General features: G+C 63.3%; 13 protein-coding genes. 8 read left to right on the top strand and 5 right to left on the bottom strand.

Annotation, left to right across the window (positions count from 1 at the left end):
- Nucleotides 1–63: 63 nt before the first annotated feature.
- The 6 genes from NKK50_RS00870 (at nt 64) to NKK50_RS00895 (ending at nt 9,124) form a co-directional block, all read left to right on the top strand.
- Entirely contained in the window at nt 64–1,530 is a 1,467-nt protein-coding gene (locus NKK50_RS00870; RefSeq protein ID WP_352543016.1) for an alpha-glucosidase/alpha-galactosidase, read from the top strand.
- A gap of 98 nt (nt 1,531–1,628) precedes the next feature.
- A complete protein-coding gene (locus NKK50_RS00875; protein ID WP_502896530.1) occupies nt 1,629–3,812 on the top strand; it encodes an ABC transporter substrate-binding protein in 2,184 nt (727 codons plus the stop codon).
- Nucleotides 3,813–3,909: 97 nt separating this feature from the next.
- Complete coding sequence (locus NKK50_RS00880; protein ID WP_023696253.1) at nt 3,910–4,917, top strand: ABC transporter permease; 1,008 nt, start codon at nt 3,910–3,912, stop codon at nt 4,915–4,917.
- Nucleotides 4,918–6,054: an ABC transporter permease gene (locus tag NKK50_RS00885; RefSeq protein ID WP_023687914.1), complete on the top strand. Its 1,137-nt coding sequence runs from the start codon at nt 4,918–4,920 to the stop codon at nt 6,052–6,054.
- Between the two features lie 10 nt (nt 6,055–6,064).
- Complete coding sequence (locus NKK50_RS00890; RefSeq protein ID WP_352543017.1) at nt 6,065–7,732, top strand: ABC transporter ATP-binding protein; 1,668 nt, start codon at nt 6,065–6,067, stop codon at nt 7,730–7,732.
- 21 nt (nt 7,733–7,753) lie between these two features.
- Nucleotides 7,754–9,124 carry an alpha-glucosidase/alpha-galactosidase gene (locus NKK50_RS00895; protein WP_352543018.1) on the top strand — a complete coding sequence of 457 codons (1,371 nt, stop codon included), beginning with the start codon at nt 7,754–7,756 and terminating at the stop codon, nt 9,122–9,124.
- A 29-nt stretch (nt 9,125–9,153) separates the two neighbouring features.
- On the opposite strand, the gene NKK50_RS00900 is transcribed toward NKK50_RS00895, so the two are convergent.
- Both NKK50_RS00900 and NKK50_RS00905 read right to left on the bottom strand, forming a co-directional pair.
- On the bottom strand, nt 9,154–10,800 hold the full coding sequence (locus NKK50_RS00900) for an acetolactate synthase large subunit (protein ID WP_023826427.1): 1,647 nt from the start codon (nt 10,798–10,800) through the stop codon (nt 9,154–9,156).
- Between the two features lie 107 nt (nt 10,801–10,907).
- Nucleotides 10,908–11,795 (bottom strand): AraC family transcriptional regulator, encoded by an 888-nt coding sequence (locus tag NKK50_RS00905; protein ID WP_023704666.1) that lies wholly within the window; start codon nt 11,793–11,795, stop codon nt 10,908–10,910.
- A 147-nt stretch (nt 11,796–11,942) separates the two neighbouring features.
- Between NKK50_RS00905 and NKK50_RS00910 the strand changes: the two genes are divergently transcribed.
- Together NKK50_RS00910 and msuE are read left to right on the top strand one after the other, a co-directional pair.
- A complete protein-coding gene (locus tag NKK50_RS00910; RefSeq protein WP_023833952.1) occupies nt 11,943–12,599 on the top strand; it encodes a glutathione S-transferase family protein in 657 nt (218 codons plus the stop codon).
- Between the two features lie 125 nt (nt 12,600–12,724).
- Nucleotides 12,725–13,285, top strand: a complete 561-nt coding sequence (gene msuE / locus NKK50_RS00915; protein WP_023685284.1) for an FMN reductase — start codon at nt 12,725–12,727, stop codon at nt 13,283–13,285.
- 297 nt (nt 13,286–13,582) lie between these two features.
- On the opposite strand, the gene NKK50_RS00920 is transcribed toward msuE, so the two are convergent.
- The 3 genes from NKK50_RS00920 to NKK50_RS00930 all read right to left on the bottom strand — a co-directional run bounded on the left by NKK50_RS00920 (nt 13,583) and on the right by NKK50_RS00930 (nt 17,196).
- Nucleotides 13,583–14,614, bottom strand: coding sequence for a hydroxyacid dehydrogenase (locus tag NKK50_RS00920; protein WP_023729450.1), 1,032 nt, complete (start codon nt 14,612–14,614; stop codon nt 13,583–13,585).
- A 256-nt stretch (nt 14,615–14,870) separates the two neighbouring features.
- Entirely contained in the window at nt 14,871–16,316 is a 1,446-nt protein-coding gene (locus tag NKK50_RS00925; RefSeq protein ID WP_023829182.1) for an aldehyde dehydrogenase, read from the bottom strand.
- A gap of 94 nt (nt 16,317–16,410) precedes the next feature.
- The gene (locus NKK50_RS00930) at nt 16,411–17,196 is read right to left on the bottom strand and encodes a coniferyl-alcohol dehydrogenase (protein WP_023833950.1); all 786 of its coding nucleotides are present in this window, start codon (nt 17,194–17,196) and stop codon (nt 16,411–16,413) included.
- Nucleotides 17,197–17,198 lie beyond the last annotated feature (2 nt).

Consider the following 17,198-nt stretch of genomic DNA (forward strand, 5'->3'; position numbering starts at 1 on the left):
GCGAGCCGCCATTCCCTTTCCTGTTGCTCCTTACCCGGCATTCGAATGCATCGAGGTGAGGTGATGAGTTTCAAAATCGCTATTATCGGCGCCGGCAGCGTCGGCTTCACCAAGAAGCTGTTCACCGATATTTTGTGCGTCCCGGAATTCAGCGACATCGAATTCGCGCTGACCGATCTCAGCGAACACAATCTGCAAATGATCAAGGCGATCCTCGACCGCATCGTCGAGGCCAACAAGCTGCCGACCAGGGTGACGGCGACGACCGACCGCCGCAAGGCGCTGGAAGGCGCGCGCTACGTCATCAGCTGCGTGCGGGTGGGCGGGCTCGAAGCCTATGCCGACGATATCCGCATTCCCTTGAAATACGGCATCGACCAGTGCGTCGGTGACACGATTTGCGCCGGGGGCATCCTCTACGGCCAGCGCAACATCTCGGTCATCCTCGACTTCTGCAAGGATATATTGGAGGTCGCCGAGCCAGGCGCCAAATTCCTCAACTATGCCAACCCGATGGCGATGAACACCTGGGCGGCGATCGAATATGGCAAGGTCGATACGGTCGGCCTCTGCCACGGTGTCCAGCACGGCGCCGAACAGATCGCCGAAGTGCTCGGCGCCAAGTCGCACAGCGAACTCGATTATGTCTGCTCCGGTATCAACCACCAGACCTGGTTCATCGATTTGCGGCTCAACGGCCGCAAGATCGGCAAGGACGAACTGGTGGCTGCCTTCGAGGCGCATCCGGTCTATTCGCAGCAGGAAAAGCTGCGCATCGACGTGCTGAAGCGCTTCGGCGTCTACTCCACCGAAAGCAACGGTCATCTCTCCGAATATCTGCCCTGGTATCGCAAGCGGCCGGACGAAATCACCCGCTGGATCGACATGTCCGACTGGATCCATGGCGAGACCGGCGGCTATCTTCGCTACTCCACGGAAACCCGCAACTGGTTCGAGACGGAATATCCGCAATTCCTCGAAGCGGCGTCGAAGCCGCTCGACGTATCGAAGCGCTCGAACGAGCATGCCAGCCATATTCTCGAAGCGCTGGAGACGAACCGCGTCTATCGCGGCCACTTCAACGTCAAGAACACCGGCATCATCACCAATCTGCCGCAGGACGCGATCATCGAATCGCCCGGTTTCGTCGATCGCTTCGGCATCAACATGGCGTCAGGCATCACGCTGCCGGAAGCCTGCGCGGCCACCTGCATGGCTTCGATCAACGTTCAGCGCATGTCGGTGCATGCGGCTGTTACGGGCGACATTGACCTGCTCAAGCTCGCGGTGCTGCACGATCCGCTGGTGGGTGCGGTGTCGACGCCGGAAGAGGTCTGGCAGATGGTCGACGAGATGGTCGTCGCCCAGGCGCGTTGGCTGCCGCAATACGCCGATGCCGTGCCGGCCGCCAAGGAGCGGCTTTCGAAATCGACGGTGAAAACCCGCGACTGGGCGGGTGCGGCGCGGCGCAAAGTGCGCTCGATCGAGGAACTGCGCGCCGAAAAAACGGCCCTGAAACAGGCCGGCTGAGAATGCTGGCAGGCGGACAGCGGGAGGCCGGTTCGCAAATCAGCCGTCATGAATAGATGCGGGCAGCAGCAGACGTCGAAACATCTGGGAGGAACACAATGAGGAACTTTCGTGGAATTGGCATTCTCGCCGGTCGAAGAATTGGCATTCTCGCCGGGCGAAGAATTGGCATTCTCGCCGGGCGAAGAATTGGCATTCTCGCCGGGCGAAGAATTGGCATTCTCGCCGGGCTGGCGCTGAGCGTCTCGGCATTGGCGCTTGGCAGTGCATACGCGTCCGAGCCGACCACGCCGCCGGCGCCGGCGGCGTTTCCCGCCGAGGGCAAGATCAAATACGTCGCCCGCGATTCCATCCTGGAGTTCAAGGCGCTGCCCGAATATCACGAGCCCGAGTGGGTCACCGAGAAATACGTCAAGACTGGCAAGCTGCCGCCGGTCAAGGATCGCCTGCCGAAGGAGCCGCTGGTGTTCAAGACCGGCAACATGCCGGACGGCATCGGCGTTTATGGCGACACCATGCGCCACGTCATTGGCGGCCGGCCGGAAGGCTGGAATTATGGCGCCGGCCAGACCCAAGGATGGGGCGGCATCGACATCGGCCTTTCGGAATGCCTGACGCGCACCGCGCCTTTGTTCCAGGTCGAGGCCAAGGACACCGAGCCGCTGCCCAACCTCGCCAGGAGCTGGGACTGGTCGAAGGATGGCCACACGCTGACCATGCACCTGGTCGAAGGCGCCAAATGGTCTGACGGCGTTGCCTTCAATGCCGACGATGTCATGTTCTACTGGGACGATGAGGTCGTCGACCCCAATGTCTCGCCGTTGAACGGCGCCACAGCGGAAACCTTCGGTGTCGGCACGACGCTGAAGAAGGTCGACGATTACACCGTCGAGTGGACCTTCAAGGACGCTTTCCCCAAACAGTATCTCTATGCCATGGCCTACGGCACCTTCTGCCCCGGCCCAGCGCATATCCTGAAGCCGCAGCATCCGAAGTACTCGAAGAATACCTACGAGCAGTTCAAGAACGCGTTCCCGCCGGAATATATGAACATTCCGGTGATGGGCGCCTGGGTGCCGGTGGAGTATAGGCCCGACGACATCATCGTCTTGCGCCGCAATCCCTACTACTGGAAGGTCGACGAGAAGGGCAACCAGCTGCCCTATCTCAACGAACTGCACTACAAGCTGTCGACCTGGGCCGACCGTGACGTGCAGGCGGTGGCAGGGGCCGCCGACTTCTCCAACCTCGAGCAGCCGGAGAATTTCGTCGCTTCGCTGAAGCGAGCGGCGGAGAAGGACGCGCCGGCCCGGCTCGCCTTTGGCCCGCGCCTGATCGGCTACAATCTGCGCATGAACTTTTCCGCCAATGGCTGGGGCAATCCCGACGAACGCGGCCAGGCGATCCGCGAGCTCAACCGCAATGAGGACTTCCGCAAGGGCATCACCATGGCGCTCGACCGCAAGGCGCTCGGCGACTCGCTGGTCAAGGGGCCGTTCACCGCTATCTACCCCGGTGGCTTTTCCTCGGGCACCAGCTTCTATGACCGCAACTCGACCGTCTACTATCCCTTCGACATCGAGGGCGCCAAGGCGGAACTGGCCAAGGCTGGTCTCAAGGATACGGATGGCGACGGCTTCGTGAACTTCCCGGTCGGGACCGCCGGCGGCAAGAATGTCGAGATCGTGATGCTGGTCAACAATGACTACGGCACTGACAAGAGCCTCGCCGAAGGCGTCGTCGGCCAGATGGAAAAGCTTGGCATCAGGGTCGTGCTCAACGGCCTCAACGGCACCCAGCGTGATGCCTCGCAATATTCCGGCCGCTTCGACTGGCTGATCAGGCGCAACGAGCAGGAGCTGACTTCCGTCGTGCAGAACACCGTGCAACTCGCGCCCGTCGGACCCAAGACCAGCTGGGATCACCGCGCGCCCGAAAGCGGCGTGGTCGACCTGATGCCGTTCGAAAAGGAGCTTGTCGACATCGTCAACAAGTTCGTCTCCTCGTCAGACAATGACGAGCGCGCCAGCCTGATGAAGACGTTCCAGAAGATCTCGACGGAGCATGTCTACAATATCGGACTGACCGAATATCCCGGCGCCCTGATCATCAACAAGCGCTTCTCCAACATCCCGCAGGGAACGCCGATCTTCATGTTCAACTGGGCCGAGGATTCGATCGTGCGCGAACGCGTCTTCGTCGCCGCCGACAAGCAGCAGAAATACGAACTCTTTCCCGACCAGCTTCCCGGCAAGCCCGGCGACAAGGGTCCGACGAACTGAGTTTCCTCCCCTGGCTGACGCCCGGCCGCGCTGCGCGCGGCCGGGACGGAGTAAGGTCAGCGGCAACAGATTAGATCAAAGGAGGAGAAACGGTCCGATGCTGCGATTCCTGGCCATGCGCATAGCATCGGCGGTCCCGGTCATGGTCATCCTGAGCCTGGTCACCTTTGCCATCATCCAGGCGCCGCCGGGCGACTATGCCGACTATATCCGCTCGCAGCTTATCAACCAGGGCGGGGCGTCTTTTGCCGAAGCCGACGCGCAGGCGCAGGCCTATAGGGTCGAGCACGGCCTCGATAAACCGCTGCCCGTCCAGTACCTGAACTGGGTCGCCGGCATCATCACCCGCGGCGATTTCGGCTACAGCCTCTATTACAACAAGCCGGTCGCCGCCGTGGTCGGCGAGCGGCTGCCGCGCACGCTGCTGCTGGCACTGGTCTGCCATCTGCTGGCGTCGGTGCTCGGCATCACCTTCGGCATCTGGGCGGCGACCAGGCAATACACATGGATCGACTCGGCGCTGTCGGCCATCTCCTTCCTCGGCATGACCGTGCCGCGCTTCCTGATGGCGCTGATCATCGTCTATCTCCTGGTCTTCCAGTTCAACGTGTCGGAGATCGGCAGCTTCTTCTCGCCGCAATATGGCGGCGCGCCGTGGTCGTGGGCGAAATTCGCCGATCTCGTCAAGCATGTCTGGCCGGTGGTGGCGATCGCCACCTTCGGCGGGCTCGCCTACAATATGCGCGTCATGCGCGGCAATCTGCTCGATACGCTGAACGCGCAATATGTCGAGACGGCCAAGGCCAAGGGCCTGACCGGCAGCGCCGTCGTCATGCGCCATGCCGTGCCCAACGCGCTGCACCCGCTCATCATGTATCAGGGCGTGGTGCTGCCCTACATGCTGACCGGCGAGATCGAGACGGCGATCATCTTTGCGCTGCCGACGGTCGGGCCCGCCATTGTCGGCTCGATGGCGGTCGGCGACGTTTATGTCACGGCGACCTTCATGATGGTGCTGTCGGCAACGCTGATCGTCGGCAACATCATCGCCGACATGCTGCTCGCGCTGCTCGATCCGCGCGTACGCCAGTTCAGGGAGAGCTAGATGCTGGCGCGTGACCCATCCCCGCCGCCGCCCCCGGCTGAAGCAACCGCGATTGCGACCCCACGCGGCAATGAGAGCTATATGGCGCTGGTCTGGCGCCGGCTGAGGCGCTCCTGGACCGGCATGGCCGGGCTGATCCTGGTCGTGCTTCTGGTGCTGATGGCGCTATTCGCCGATTTCTTCGCGCCGATGGACCCCAAGGTGACCGATGTCGCTTTCGCCCCGCCGCAAGTGATGAGTTTTCACGACAGAGACGGGAATTTCGTGCTCCAGCCGCGGGTCTATGCGCTGGCGGATTCTGCAGACCTCGACCCGGTCACCTTCCAGCCGGTCGTCGGGCCGGATTACGAGCATCCGCGCCTGCTCGGCTTCTTCGTCAAGGGCGCCGACTACCGGCTGCTTGGACTGATCCCCGCCAACCGGCATTTCTTCGCTTCGGCCGACGGCCAGCCGGTGCATTTTCTCGGCACCGACAAATTCGGCCGGGATGTGTTGTCGCGCGCCATCCAGGGCTCGCGCGTCTCGCTGATGATCGCGCTGACGGTGGTGTTCATCATCACCGTCATCGGCACCACGGTCGGCATGGTCTCGGGCTATTTCGGCGGCCGCTTCGACGTCTGGATGCAGCGCTTCGTCGAGCTGGTGCTCGCCTTCCCGCAATTGCCGCTCTATCTTGCGCTGACGACGCTGATCCCGGTGACCGCGCCGACCAACGTCTTCCTCGCCTTCGTCATCATCGTCATGTCGGCGCTGGGCTGGGCGCAGATGTCGCGCGAGGTGCGCGGCAAGACGCTGGCGCTGGCGCGGATCGACTATGTGCGCGCTGCCATGGCGGTTGGCGCCACCGACATGCGTATCATCATGCAGCACATTTTTCCCAATGTGATGAGCCACGTCATCGTCGCCGTGACGATCGCCATCCCGACGGTGGTGCTGCTCGAAGCCTTTCTCGGCTTCCTCGGCTTCGCCGTGAAACCGCCGCTGATCTCATGGGGGCTGATGCTGCAGGACACGGCTACCTATTCGGTCATCGGCACCTATCCGTGGATCCTGTCGCCGGTCGGCTTCGTGCTGATCACCGTCTTTGCCTTCAACGCGCTGGGCGACGGCCTGCGCGATGCCGTCGATCCCTATTGAGGTGGCCGGGATGACCGTTGCGCTCGCAGCCACCTTCGCACCAGCCGTCCGGTTCGACCATGCCGGCCGCCACGACCAACCCATCATCGATGCCCGCAACATCGAGGTCGCCTTCAAGGTCGAGCACGGCGTCGTCGACGCGGTGAAGGATGTCTCGTTCCAGCTCTATCGCGGGGAGACGATCGCCATCGTCGGCGAGTCCGGTTCCGGCAAGTCGGTGACGGCGCGCGCTGTCATGGGGCTCTTGTCAAAGCGGGCCACCGTGTCGCCGAAATCCACCATCGACTATTGCGGGCAGGACATACTGAAATTCCCCGAGAGCGCTCGGCGCAAATTGCGCGGCAATCGCATTTCGATGATCTTCCAGGAGCCGATGAGCTCGCTCAACCCGATCTATACGGTCGGCAGTCAGATCGTCGAGGCGATCAGGGTGCATCGAAAGGTCAGCCGCAAGCAAGCCTGGGCGCGGGCGCTCGAGCTTTTGCGGCATGTCCAGATCCCCGAGCCGGAAGCACGCATCAAGCAGTATCCGCACCAGATGTCGGGCGGGCAGCGCCAGCGCGTTATGATCGCCATGGCGCTCGCCAACGACCCCGATGTGCTGATTGCCGACGAGCCGACGACGGCGCTCGACGTCACGGTGCAGGCGCAGATCCTCAATTTGATCCGCAATCTGCAAAAAGAACTCAGGATGGCGGTCATCCTGATCACCCACGACCTCACCGTGGTGCGAAAATTCTCCGACTATGTCTATGTCATGCAGCATGGCGAGATGTGCGAGCACAACGTCACCGAGCGGCTGTTCGCCGACCCGCAGCATGCCTATACCAAGCGGCTGCTCGCTTCAGAGCCGCACGGCAAGCCGCAGCCGCTCCCGGAAAACAGCGGCACCATCCTCGAGGCCCGCGATATGCGCGTCTGCTTCATGCTACGCCATGGCAGCTTCCTGAAGCCGGACTGGCGCGAGCTGGTCGCCGTCGACGATCTCGGCCTGAAGCTTTGCCGCCACGAGACACTGGGGCTGGTCGGCGAATCCGGCTCCGGCAAGACCACCTTCGGTCTCGCCTTGCTCAGGCTCACCGAGGCCAAGCGCGGCGAGGTCAGCTTCGACGGCCAGCCGATCCACGGCCTGTCGCGCGCCGGGATGCGGCCGCTGCGCTCGCGCATGCAGGTCGTCTTCCAGGATCCGTTCTCCTCGCTCAACCCGCGCATGACGATCGGCCAGATCATCGAGGAAGGGCTGGTCGTCAACAGGATCGGCGCGACACGGCGCGAGCGGGTCGATCGGGTTCGCGACGCCCTGGTCAGCGCCGGCATGCCCGGCGATATCCTGTCGCGGTTCCCGCACGAATTTTCCGGCGGCCAGCGGCAGCGCATCGCCATTGCCCGAGCCATCGCGCTGGAGCCCGAATTCATCCTGCTCGACGAACCGACATCGGCGCTCGACCTTTCGGTGCAGGCGCAGATCATCGACTTGTTGCGCAAGCTGCAGGACGAACGCGGCCTTAGCTATCTCTTCATTTCGCACGACCTCAAGGTCGTGCGCGCGCTCTGCCACCGTGTCATCGTCATGCAGAACGGCAAGATCGTCGAACAGGGACCCGTCGACGAGGTCCTCACCCATCCCAAGACCGCCTACACCGAACGGCTCGTCAGGGCCGCCTTCGACGTGGCGTAGCAAAGTGCCGGAGGCTTAATAGTGGCAAGACATCCCAGGATCACCTTCATTGGCGCGGGTTCGACCGTGTTCATGAAGAACATTGTCGGCGACGTGCTGCAGCGGCCATCGCTGTCAGGCGCGACGATCGCGCTGATGGACATCAATCCGCAGCGGCTGGAAGAGAGCGCCATCGTCGTCAACAAGCTGATCGCGACGCTGGGCGTGAAGGCGAAGGCCGAGACCTATTCCGATCAACGCAAGGCGCTCGCCGGTGCCGACTTCGTCGTCGTCGCCTTCCAGATCGGCGGCTTTGAGCCCTGCACCGTCACCGATTTCGAGGTGCCGAAGAAATACGGCCTGCGCCAGACCATTGCCGACACGCTCGGCGTCGGCGGCATCATGCGCGGCCTCCGGACCGTGCCGCATCTGTGGAAGATCTGCGAGGACATGCTGGCCGTCTGCCCCGACGCGATCATGCTGCAATACGTCAACCCGATGGCGATCAACACCTGGGCGATCTCAGAGAAATTTCCTGACATTAAACAGGTAGGCCTCTGCCACTCGGTGCAAGGCACGGCGATGGAACTGGCGCACGATCTCGACATTCCCTACGACGAGATACGCTACCGCTCGGCCGGCATCAACCACATGGCCTTCTACCTGAAGTTCGAGCACCGGCAGCCGGATGGGTCCTACCGCAACCTCTATCCGGACCTGATCCGCGCCTATCGCGAGGGCAGGGCGCCGAAGCCGGGCTGGAACCCGCGCTGCCCCAACAAGGTGCGTTACGAGATGCTGACGCGGCTCGGCTATTTCGTCACCGAAAGCTCCGAGCATTTCGCCGAATACACGCCCTATTTCATCAAGGAAGGCCGCCCCGACCTGATCGAGAAATTCGGCATTCCGCTCGACGAATATCCCAAGCGCTGCATCGAACAGATCGAGCGCTGGAAGGGCCAGGCCGAGGCCTATCGCTCGGCCGACCGCATCGAGGTCGAGCAATCGAAGGAATACGCGTCCTCGATCATGAACTCGGTGTGGACCGGGGAGCCTTCGGTGATCTACGGCAATGTCCGCAACAATGGCTGCATCACCTCGCTGCCGGACAATTGCGCCGCCGAGGTGCCGTGTCTGGTGGACGCCTCCGGCATCCAGCCGACCTATATTGGCGAGCTGCCGCCGCAACTCACCGCGTTGATACGCACCAACATCAATGTGCAGGAACTGACGGTGCAGGCGTTGATGACCGAAAACCGCGAGCACATCTACCACGCGGCGATGATGGACCCGCATACGGCGGCCGAACTCGATCTCGACCAGATCTGGGCGCTGGTCGATGAGTTGCTGGCGACACATGGCGACTGGCTGCCGGCCTGGGCGCGTGGGAGCGCCAAGGTCCGGGCCGCCTGAGCGCTGCTGCGGCGGTATCTACTCCACCGTCAGGCCTCCGGTGGCGCCGGCAACCGGTGGCGCAGTTCCTCGACCAGCACGCGCTCGTTCTCCGAATAGTCGATCGGAACGACGACGAGATGGACGCCACCGCCGGCAAAAGCCTGTTCAAGCGTCGATTGTATTTCTGAGACGGCGCCGACCCTGGTTCCCTTGGCGCCATAGGCTTCGGCATATCTGACGAAATCGGGATTGCCGAAGGTCATGCCGAAATCGGGGAACTGGTCGACCGCCTGCTTCCAGCGGATCATGCCGAAAGCATTGTCCTCGATGATCAGCACGACGAGGTTGAGCTTCAGCCTGACGGCGGTTTCCAACTCCTGGCTGTTCATCATGAAGCCGCCGTCCCCGCAGATCGCCATGACGCGGCGGCCGGGATAGAGCATCGCCGCCGTCATCGCCGACGGCAGGCCGGCGCCCATCGTGGCCAGGGCGTTGTCGAGCAGCAAAGTGTTGGCGACGCGCGTGCGGTAATTGCGCGCAAACCAGATCTTGTACATGCCGTTGTCGAGCGCCAGGATGCCATCGGCCGGCATCACCGCGCGCACATCGTGCACCAAGCGCTGCGGCGTGAAACGGTCTTCGGTGGCCCGGATGGCAATGCGGCTCAAAATCCCTTCGCGCAGCGGCAGTAGCGCCTGCGCGTTGGGGATCTTGCCCTCGATCCGGTCGGCAAGCAGCCTGAGCGAAGCGCCGATGTCGCCGACCACTTCGGTCTGCGGGAAATAGACCTGCTCGACATTGGCCGGCTGGTAACCGACATGGATCACCTTCGGTCCCTTGTCGCCCATAATGAAGGGCGGCTTCTCGATCGTGTCGTGGCCGATAGTGATGATGAGGTCGGCCTGTTCGATGGCCTCATGCACATAGTCGCGCTCGGACAGCGCGGCGGTGCCCATATAGAGCTCGGTTCCGCCAGGCACCGTGCCCTTGCCCATCTGCGTGGTGAAATAGGGAATGCCGGTCCTGATCACGAACTGGGCGAGGTCGGACGTCGAGCGCGGCCGCGATGCGGCGGCGCCCAGCATCGCCAGCGGCCGTTGCGCCTTGATGATCATCTCGGCGGCACGGTCGAGCGCCAGCGGGCTGGCCAGCGGAAGCTCGACCGGATGCGGCGGGATCAGCGCGACATCGTCGCACTCCTCGGCCGCGATGTCTTCGGGCAGTTCCAGATGCACCGGCCCCGGACGCTCCTCTTCGGCAATCCGAAACGCTTCGCGCACCACGGCGGGAATGGTCTTCGCCGAGATGATCTGGCGTGACAGCTTGGTCAGCGGCTTCATCGCGGCGACGATGTCGACGATCTGGAAGCGGGCCTGGCGCGACGACCGGATGCCCTTCTGCCCGGTGATCATGATCATCGGCATGGCGCCGAGCAGCGCATAGGCGGCACCCGTCGTCAGGTTCAGGGCGCCGGGTCCCAGCGTGGTGATGCACACACCTGGCTTGCCGGTGAGCCTGCCATGGGTGGCGGCCATGAACGCCGCCGCCTGCTCATGACGGGTGAGGATGAGCTGGATCGAGGATTTGCGGATGGATTCGACGACGTCCAGGTTTTCTTCGCCGGGAATGCCGAAGATGCGATCGACGCCCTCATTCTCGAGGGCGGCAACAAGCAGGTCAGAACCTTTGGGCACGAAGCATCTCCTGGGCAAAGCGGCGGCGAACCGCGTCGGGATATGATCAGACATAGTGCTGGCAAAGCCCTAGCGCGAGGCGCGGCCGCCGCCAATATCGCTCTGCCTTACAGATCCTTCCGTTTCCTGAATTGGCCGGGCGAGACGCCGGCGTGGCGCCTGAAGGCGGTGGAGAAGGCGGCTTCCGAGCTGTAGCCGACCGCCTCGGCGACTTGGCCCAGGCTCTTGCCCTCGTGCAGCAGCCGGCTGGCCTGCCGCATGCGGCAGCCGAAGAGATAGGCCATGGGCGCTTCGCCGACGAGATCGCGAAAGCGGGCGGCAAAGGTTGCCCTGGAGAGCCCGACCGCGCGTGCCAGGGTCTCGATCGTCCAGCCGTGGCCATAGGCTTCATGCAGGGTCGCGAGCGCTCTGGCGATCGCGGGGTCCTGCAATCCCCTCAGCCAACCTGGATTGTCCATGCTTTCCAGACCGGAGCGCAAGGCGCGCGTGACGATGGCCCCAGACAGGCGAGCCATGACCACGTCGCTGCCGGGACCTTCGTCGGTCGCTTCCACCAGCAAGGCCTCGACATAGCCACGCAGCCATTTGGGCAGACGGCCATTCGATCCCCGGATGTGAACGATGCGCGGTAGGCCGGCAAGTGCCGGATGGTCGGCGTCGCGAAAGGCGAAGGCGCCGCACAGGATGACGGTCTTTTCGCCTTCGCCGCCGCTGCGAATACGCCCGGCTGCGGTTTGGGTCGCCAGTTCGGCGGCGGGGACGTTCGCGCTTTTGAGCGCGCCGGGGGACCGCAGCACATGCGGATCGGCGCGCGGTGCAATGATCAGGTCGCCGGCATCGAGAGGCTCGACATCTTCCTCACCGAACACCGCCTCGCATCGCCCCTTGATGACGACGTGAATGCCGCGAAGTCCAGCCTGGCTGAACGAGATCGCCCAGGGCGCGGCCAGTTCGAGGCGCCGGTACCCGGCGGCTGCGAAGTGCAATTCGCGCATGAGGGTAGCCAGGAGGTCCACGCTTTGCTCCAGAAACAGACGATCGATATATCAATCCAGACGCTGTCGAATAGCGCGCCGGCCTTACTGGACCTAGCTATGCCCGACAGGCCGCTTGTCGGCGATAACGAAACTCAGGAGTTATTCATGCCGCCAATCGAGCTTTTTGTCGCGCAGCTTTGTCCCTATGCGCACCGTGTCAGGCTCGCCCTTGCCGAGAAAGGCCTGCAGGCGACGGAAATCGAAATCGATCTGCGCAACAAGCCGGCGTGGTTCCTGAAACTCACGCCGACGGGAAAGGTGCCGCTGCTGCGCCATCAGGGGCAATATGTCAGGGAGTCGGCGATCATCTGCGAATATCTCGATGATGCATTCCCCGAACGGCCGATTTTCCCCAGGGATGCTCATGCCCGCGCTGAGGCGCGCATCTGGATCAGTTTCGCCGACACGCAGCTTTACGCCCGGACGGCAACCATGATGCACAGTTCCGACGCTATGGTTCATAAGCGGATCAAGGCCCAGCTTGCCGACGATCTGCGCTTTGTGGAACAGCATGCCTTCGCCCTGCGAGGGGCGGACGAACGGTTTTTGCTGGGCTCGGAATTCAGCGCCGCCGACATCGCCTTCTATCCCTGGTTCGAACAGCTGTGCGTGCTTGAGAAATATCTGGGCTTCGTCATGCCGACCGAATGCGAGCGCCTGCTGCGGTGGCAGGAAACGGTTGCCGCCAGGGAGGCGGTGCGGACCTGCGCCAGGTCGCCCGGCTTCTACCTGGAATCCTATGGCCCGCTTCTCGCGGCCTGAGACGAGCGGGCAAACGGAAAAAAATTCCTCACTATGGTGCTGCAAGGTCAGTCATTTGCTTCTTGCGGCAGGCGCAAGCCTGTAAATATGCGGTATGAAACCCCGCCGCGAGAGGTGAGAGAAACATGCCCAATCCAACCGTCGTCGGGTTTTCCGGCAATTTCACCAGGCCGTCCAAGACGCGTGGTTTTGTCGACCAGGTTGTCAGGGATATTGCGCGCCAGCATGGCCTGTCGGCGAGCACCTATGACATCGAAGACCTCGGCCCGTCGCTCGGCGCTGCCAAATGGGCGCGCGATCTCGACGGCCAGGCCCGGGCAGTCTTCGACAGCGTTGTCAATGCCGATGTGCTGGTGGTGGGGTCACCGACCTACAAGGGCAGCTACACCGGCCTGTTCAAGCACTTCTTCGACCTCTTCGATCCCGCTTCCTTGCGCGGCAAGCCGGTGGTGCTGCTTGCCACCGGCGGCAACGATCGCCACGCGTTGATCGTCGAGCACCAGTTGCGGCCGTTGTTCGGCTTCTTCGAGGCGCTGACGCTGCCGACAGGGGTCTATGCCACGGACAAGGACTTTTCCGACGGCGTGCTGCGGGCCGAACCCATCCTGAAGCGCGTCGATCAGGTTGTCGGCGAGGTCGGGCTGGTGCTGGCCAATCGCTCGGCAGCCGGCGTTGCTGCCGGATAGAGCGAGGCGGGCAGACCGCCTCCGGCTTTGCTCGGGAGTGAATAAAAAGGCCCGCCACCGACGCGAATCGTGACGAGCCTCCTTGGAGTAGGCCAGGCCTCCCACAGCCCGATTGCTTTCAAAATCAATACCCCGCCGGCTACGCCTGGCGGGGTATCGATAGTAGGATCTGGATCGAATGGGAGCGATCCGGCTGAAAAACGCCAATGCCGGAAGGTTCCCGGTCATCCTGAGCGGCGATGACAAAGGGGTTTTGGCCAACTGCGAAATCCATCTCAGGCGGATTTCTCGCGACAACTAGTTCCTGTCCGCCGGCTTCGAACGCATCCTTGACACCGTCTCGCGCTCGGCGCGCTTGGAGCGCAGAGGCGGCAGGCCGCGGTCGATCAGGTCCATGTCTTCCAGAACCATGTCGCCCATGCGCTTGAAGGCGATGTCAAGCGCACCGGCGCGGTGGGCGGAGCGCAGGAAGCCGGGGATCGTGCGGACCGGATGGTCCTGCGCCAGCGGCTCTTCAGGGAAGACATCGCTGGCGGCGACGATGTGGCCGCTTTTCACCGCCGCCATCAGGGCAGGGAAGTCGACGACGCCGGCGCGGCTGAGCAGGATGAAGGCGGCGCCCTTGCGCATACTTGCAAAGGCCTCAGCGCCGAGGAAACCCTGGTTCTCCGAGGTCACCGAAGCGACGACGAAGACGAAATCGCTTGATGTCAGCACCTCGTCCAGCGAAGCCGGCTTCACGCCATTGTCGATCAGGATCGACGGCGGCAGCCAAGGGTCGAAGACCTTGGTGCGGGTGCGAAAACCCGACAGCAGTCGGTTGAGCGCACGGCCGAGATCGCCGAAGCCGATGATGCCGACATCGGCGCCGGACAGAAGCCGCGCCGTCAAATTGCCGTCACCGCCCCACAGCTCCTCGCCTTTGCGGAAGGCGAGGTCGGCATCGACGATGTTGCGGGCGAGGTTGAGCGCCATGGCGAGGCCAAGCTCGGCCACCGGCTCGGCGAAGACGAGGCCGGTGGTGACGACATGGATGCCGCGCGCAAACAGCGTCTCATAGGGCATGTTGTTGATGAGGTTGGTCTCGACATTGAAGACGCAACGCAGCGCCTGCATCTGGTCCAAGGTCTCGGGCGAGATCGGCGGCTGGCCGATAATATAGCGGGCTTCGGCCAGCACGTCGGCGGGCAAGTTCGCCACGCCCTCGGCCGTCGTCTCGACGACGCGGTAATGCGCCTTGAGGCGCGCCAGCTGCGGTGGGGTGAAGATCAGGTCGAGCGTGCGTGGTTCCGGCGCGCTGATGACCAGCGGCAGGGCTTTGTTTGGCATAACGACTCCTCCCCGGCGCGATGCGTATCGCGTATTCTTGCTTTGCACTTGTGGTAGTCCCCAAAACCGCTTGCCGCCTTCCGGCGGCATGTGCTTGAGGGGTAAAATACCCACCATTAAACGATTTACAACTCCGGGAGGGGCCGCCGATCGCGCGGCTCGAGCCTTGCCGGGTTTTGATGCGGGAATCCGTTGGCTCGCCAGGCAACCGGCCCTGAGGGCTCCTTCCCTTCTCCCCCTGTCGGAGAAGGTGCAGTCAAAACGGATAGTGCTGCCCCGGATCCTCGATGGTTAGCCAGCGCAGGTCGGTGAACTCGGCAATCGAGGCCTTGCCGCCGAAGCGGCCGTAGCCTGAACCCTTGACGCCGCCGAACGGCATTTGCGCCTCGTCGCCGACGGTCGGGCCGTTGATGTGGCAGATGCCAGCTTCGATGCGCGCGGCAACCGCCATGGCACGGCGGATGTCGCGGCTGAACACGGCTGAAGACAGGCCGTATTCGGTATCGTTGGCGACACGTACCGCTTCGTCCTCGCCCTTGACGCGGATCACCGGCTTGACCGGGCCGAAGGATTCTTCCGAATAGACGCGCATCGCCGGCGTCACGTGGTCGAGCAATGTCGCCTCGACTACGGTTCCGGTGCGCTTGCCGCCGGCCACAAGCCTGGCGCCCTTGGCGACGGCGTCGGCAACCAGTTCTTCCATCTTGTCGGCGGCTTGGCCGCTGATCAGCGAACCGAGCACGACATGGCCGCGCGGGTCGCCGGCCGGCAGCTGCGCCGCGCGGACGGCGAGCTTGGCGACGAATTCGTCGGCGACCTTTTCATCGACGACCAGACGCTCGGTCGACATGCAGATCTGGCCCTGATGCATGTAGGCGCCGAAGGTCGCCGCATTGACCGCGGCGTCGATGTCGGCATCGTCGAGCACGACCAGCGGCGCCTTGCCGCCGAGTTCGAGCAGCGCCGGCTTCAAGTGACGGCCGGCGAGTTCGGCAATGATCCTGCCGACCTTGGTCGAGCCGGTGAAGTTGACACGCCTTACGGCCGGGTGCGCGACCAGTGTTTCGACGATTGCCGCTGCGTTCTTGGGGTCATTGGTGACGACATTGATGACGCCCTTGGGCAGGCCCGCTTCGACCAGCACCTGCCCGATCAGCCGGTGTGTGCCGGGGCACATTTCGGAGGCTTTCAGCACAACCGTGTTGCCGCAGGCGATCGGCATGGCGATGGCGCGGGTACCGAGGATGACCGGCGCATTCCACGGCGCGATGCCGAGGCAGACGCCGGCGGGCTGGCGGATCGCCATGGCGAGCGTGCCGGGTTTGTCGGAGGGGATGACCTCGCCCGAAATCTGCGTCGTCATGGCGGCTGCCTCGCGCAGCATTTTGGCGGCGAGCATGACGTTGAAGCCGGCCCAAGGGCCGGTGGCGCCGGTTTCTTCCATCATCAATTTGGTGAACTCGCCGACCTTGGAATCCATGACATCGGCTGCCCTGGACAGCAAAGCGCGGCGCTCGCCCGGTCCGGTCTTCGACCAGCTCTTGAAGGCAACGGCCGCGGCTTCCACCGCGGCATTGGCGTCGGCGATGCTGGCTGCGGCAGCGCGGGTCGCCAGCTTGCCGGTGAACGGGTCCATGCGCTCATAAGAGGCTGAGCCGGAGGCATCCCTTTTGTCGCCGTCGATCAGTAGTCCGATGTCCATTGTTCTCTCCCTCGCTCGCCGTCGAGCGTCTTTTCTATCTATTATCGACCACGATCTGATCCGAACACCGGCTCCCACTTTTCGGGATCATGGTCTAGAAGCCGAGTACCTCGGCATTGATCGATGCTTCAAGCCCACCGTCAACCGGCACATTGACGCCGTTGACCCAGCGTGCGCCGTCCGAGCACAGGAACAGCACGACAGGCGCGATGTCGCCCGAGGTTCCGGCGCGCCCGACCCTGGCGATGTCGCTGTCCACGCGGGCGTCACCCAGCACATTGCGGAACTGTTTGAGGATCGGCGTCTCGACCGGGCCGGGGCTCACTGCATTGACGCGGATGCCGCGGCTCCTGAACAGGTCCTGATGTGCGGCGCGCTGCGTCCACAACAGCAGCAGCTCCTTGGAAACGGGATAGCCTTCCTCGTTCTTCACCTGATGGTCGGCGATCATCTTCGCCACATCGGGAAAGCCTTCGATGCCGACCATCGATGCCGCGCGGTTGAGATTGGCGCGCCAGCCATAGCCGGCGATCGAGGCGACGTTGACCACGGCGCCGCCTTCACGAAGTCTTGGTGCGAGGCCTTCCGAGAGCGCGCGCAGGCCGTAGAAGTTGACGGCCAGTGTCGACACCGCACCGGTGTTGCCGGGGAGGCCGGCGACATTGCAGAGCGCATCGATGCGCTGCGGCAGGCGCCCGAGGAGATCGTCGACGCCGGCCTTGGATGAGATGTCAGCCTTGACGAAACTGCCGGCCGATGCTGCCGGTTCACGCACGTCGACGCCGATCACGTCAGCGCCCAGTTGGCCGGCAAGTTCGGCCGTGAGAGCGCCGATACCAGAGGCGACACCGGTGATGAGGATGGTCTTGCCGAACAGCATGG

Source organism: Mesorhizobium sp. M0001, from assembly GCF_040324255.1.
Classification (GTDB): Bacteria; Pseudomonadota; Alphaproteobacteria; order Rhizobiales; family Rhizobiaceae; genus Mesorhizobium.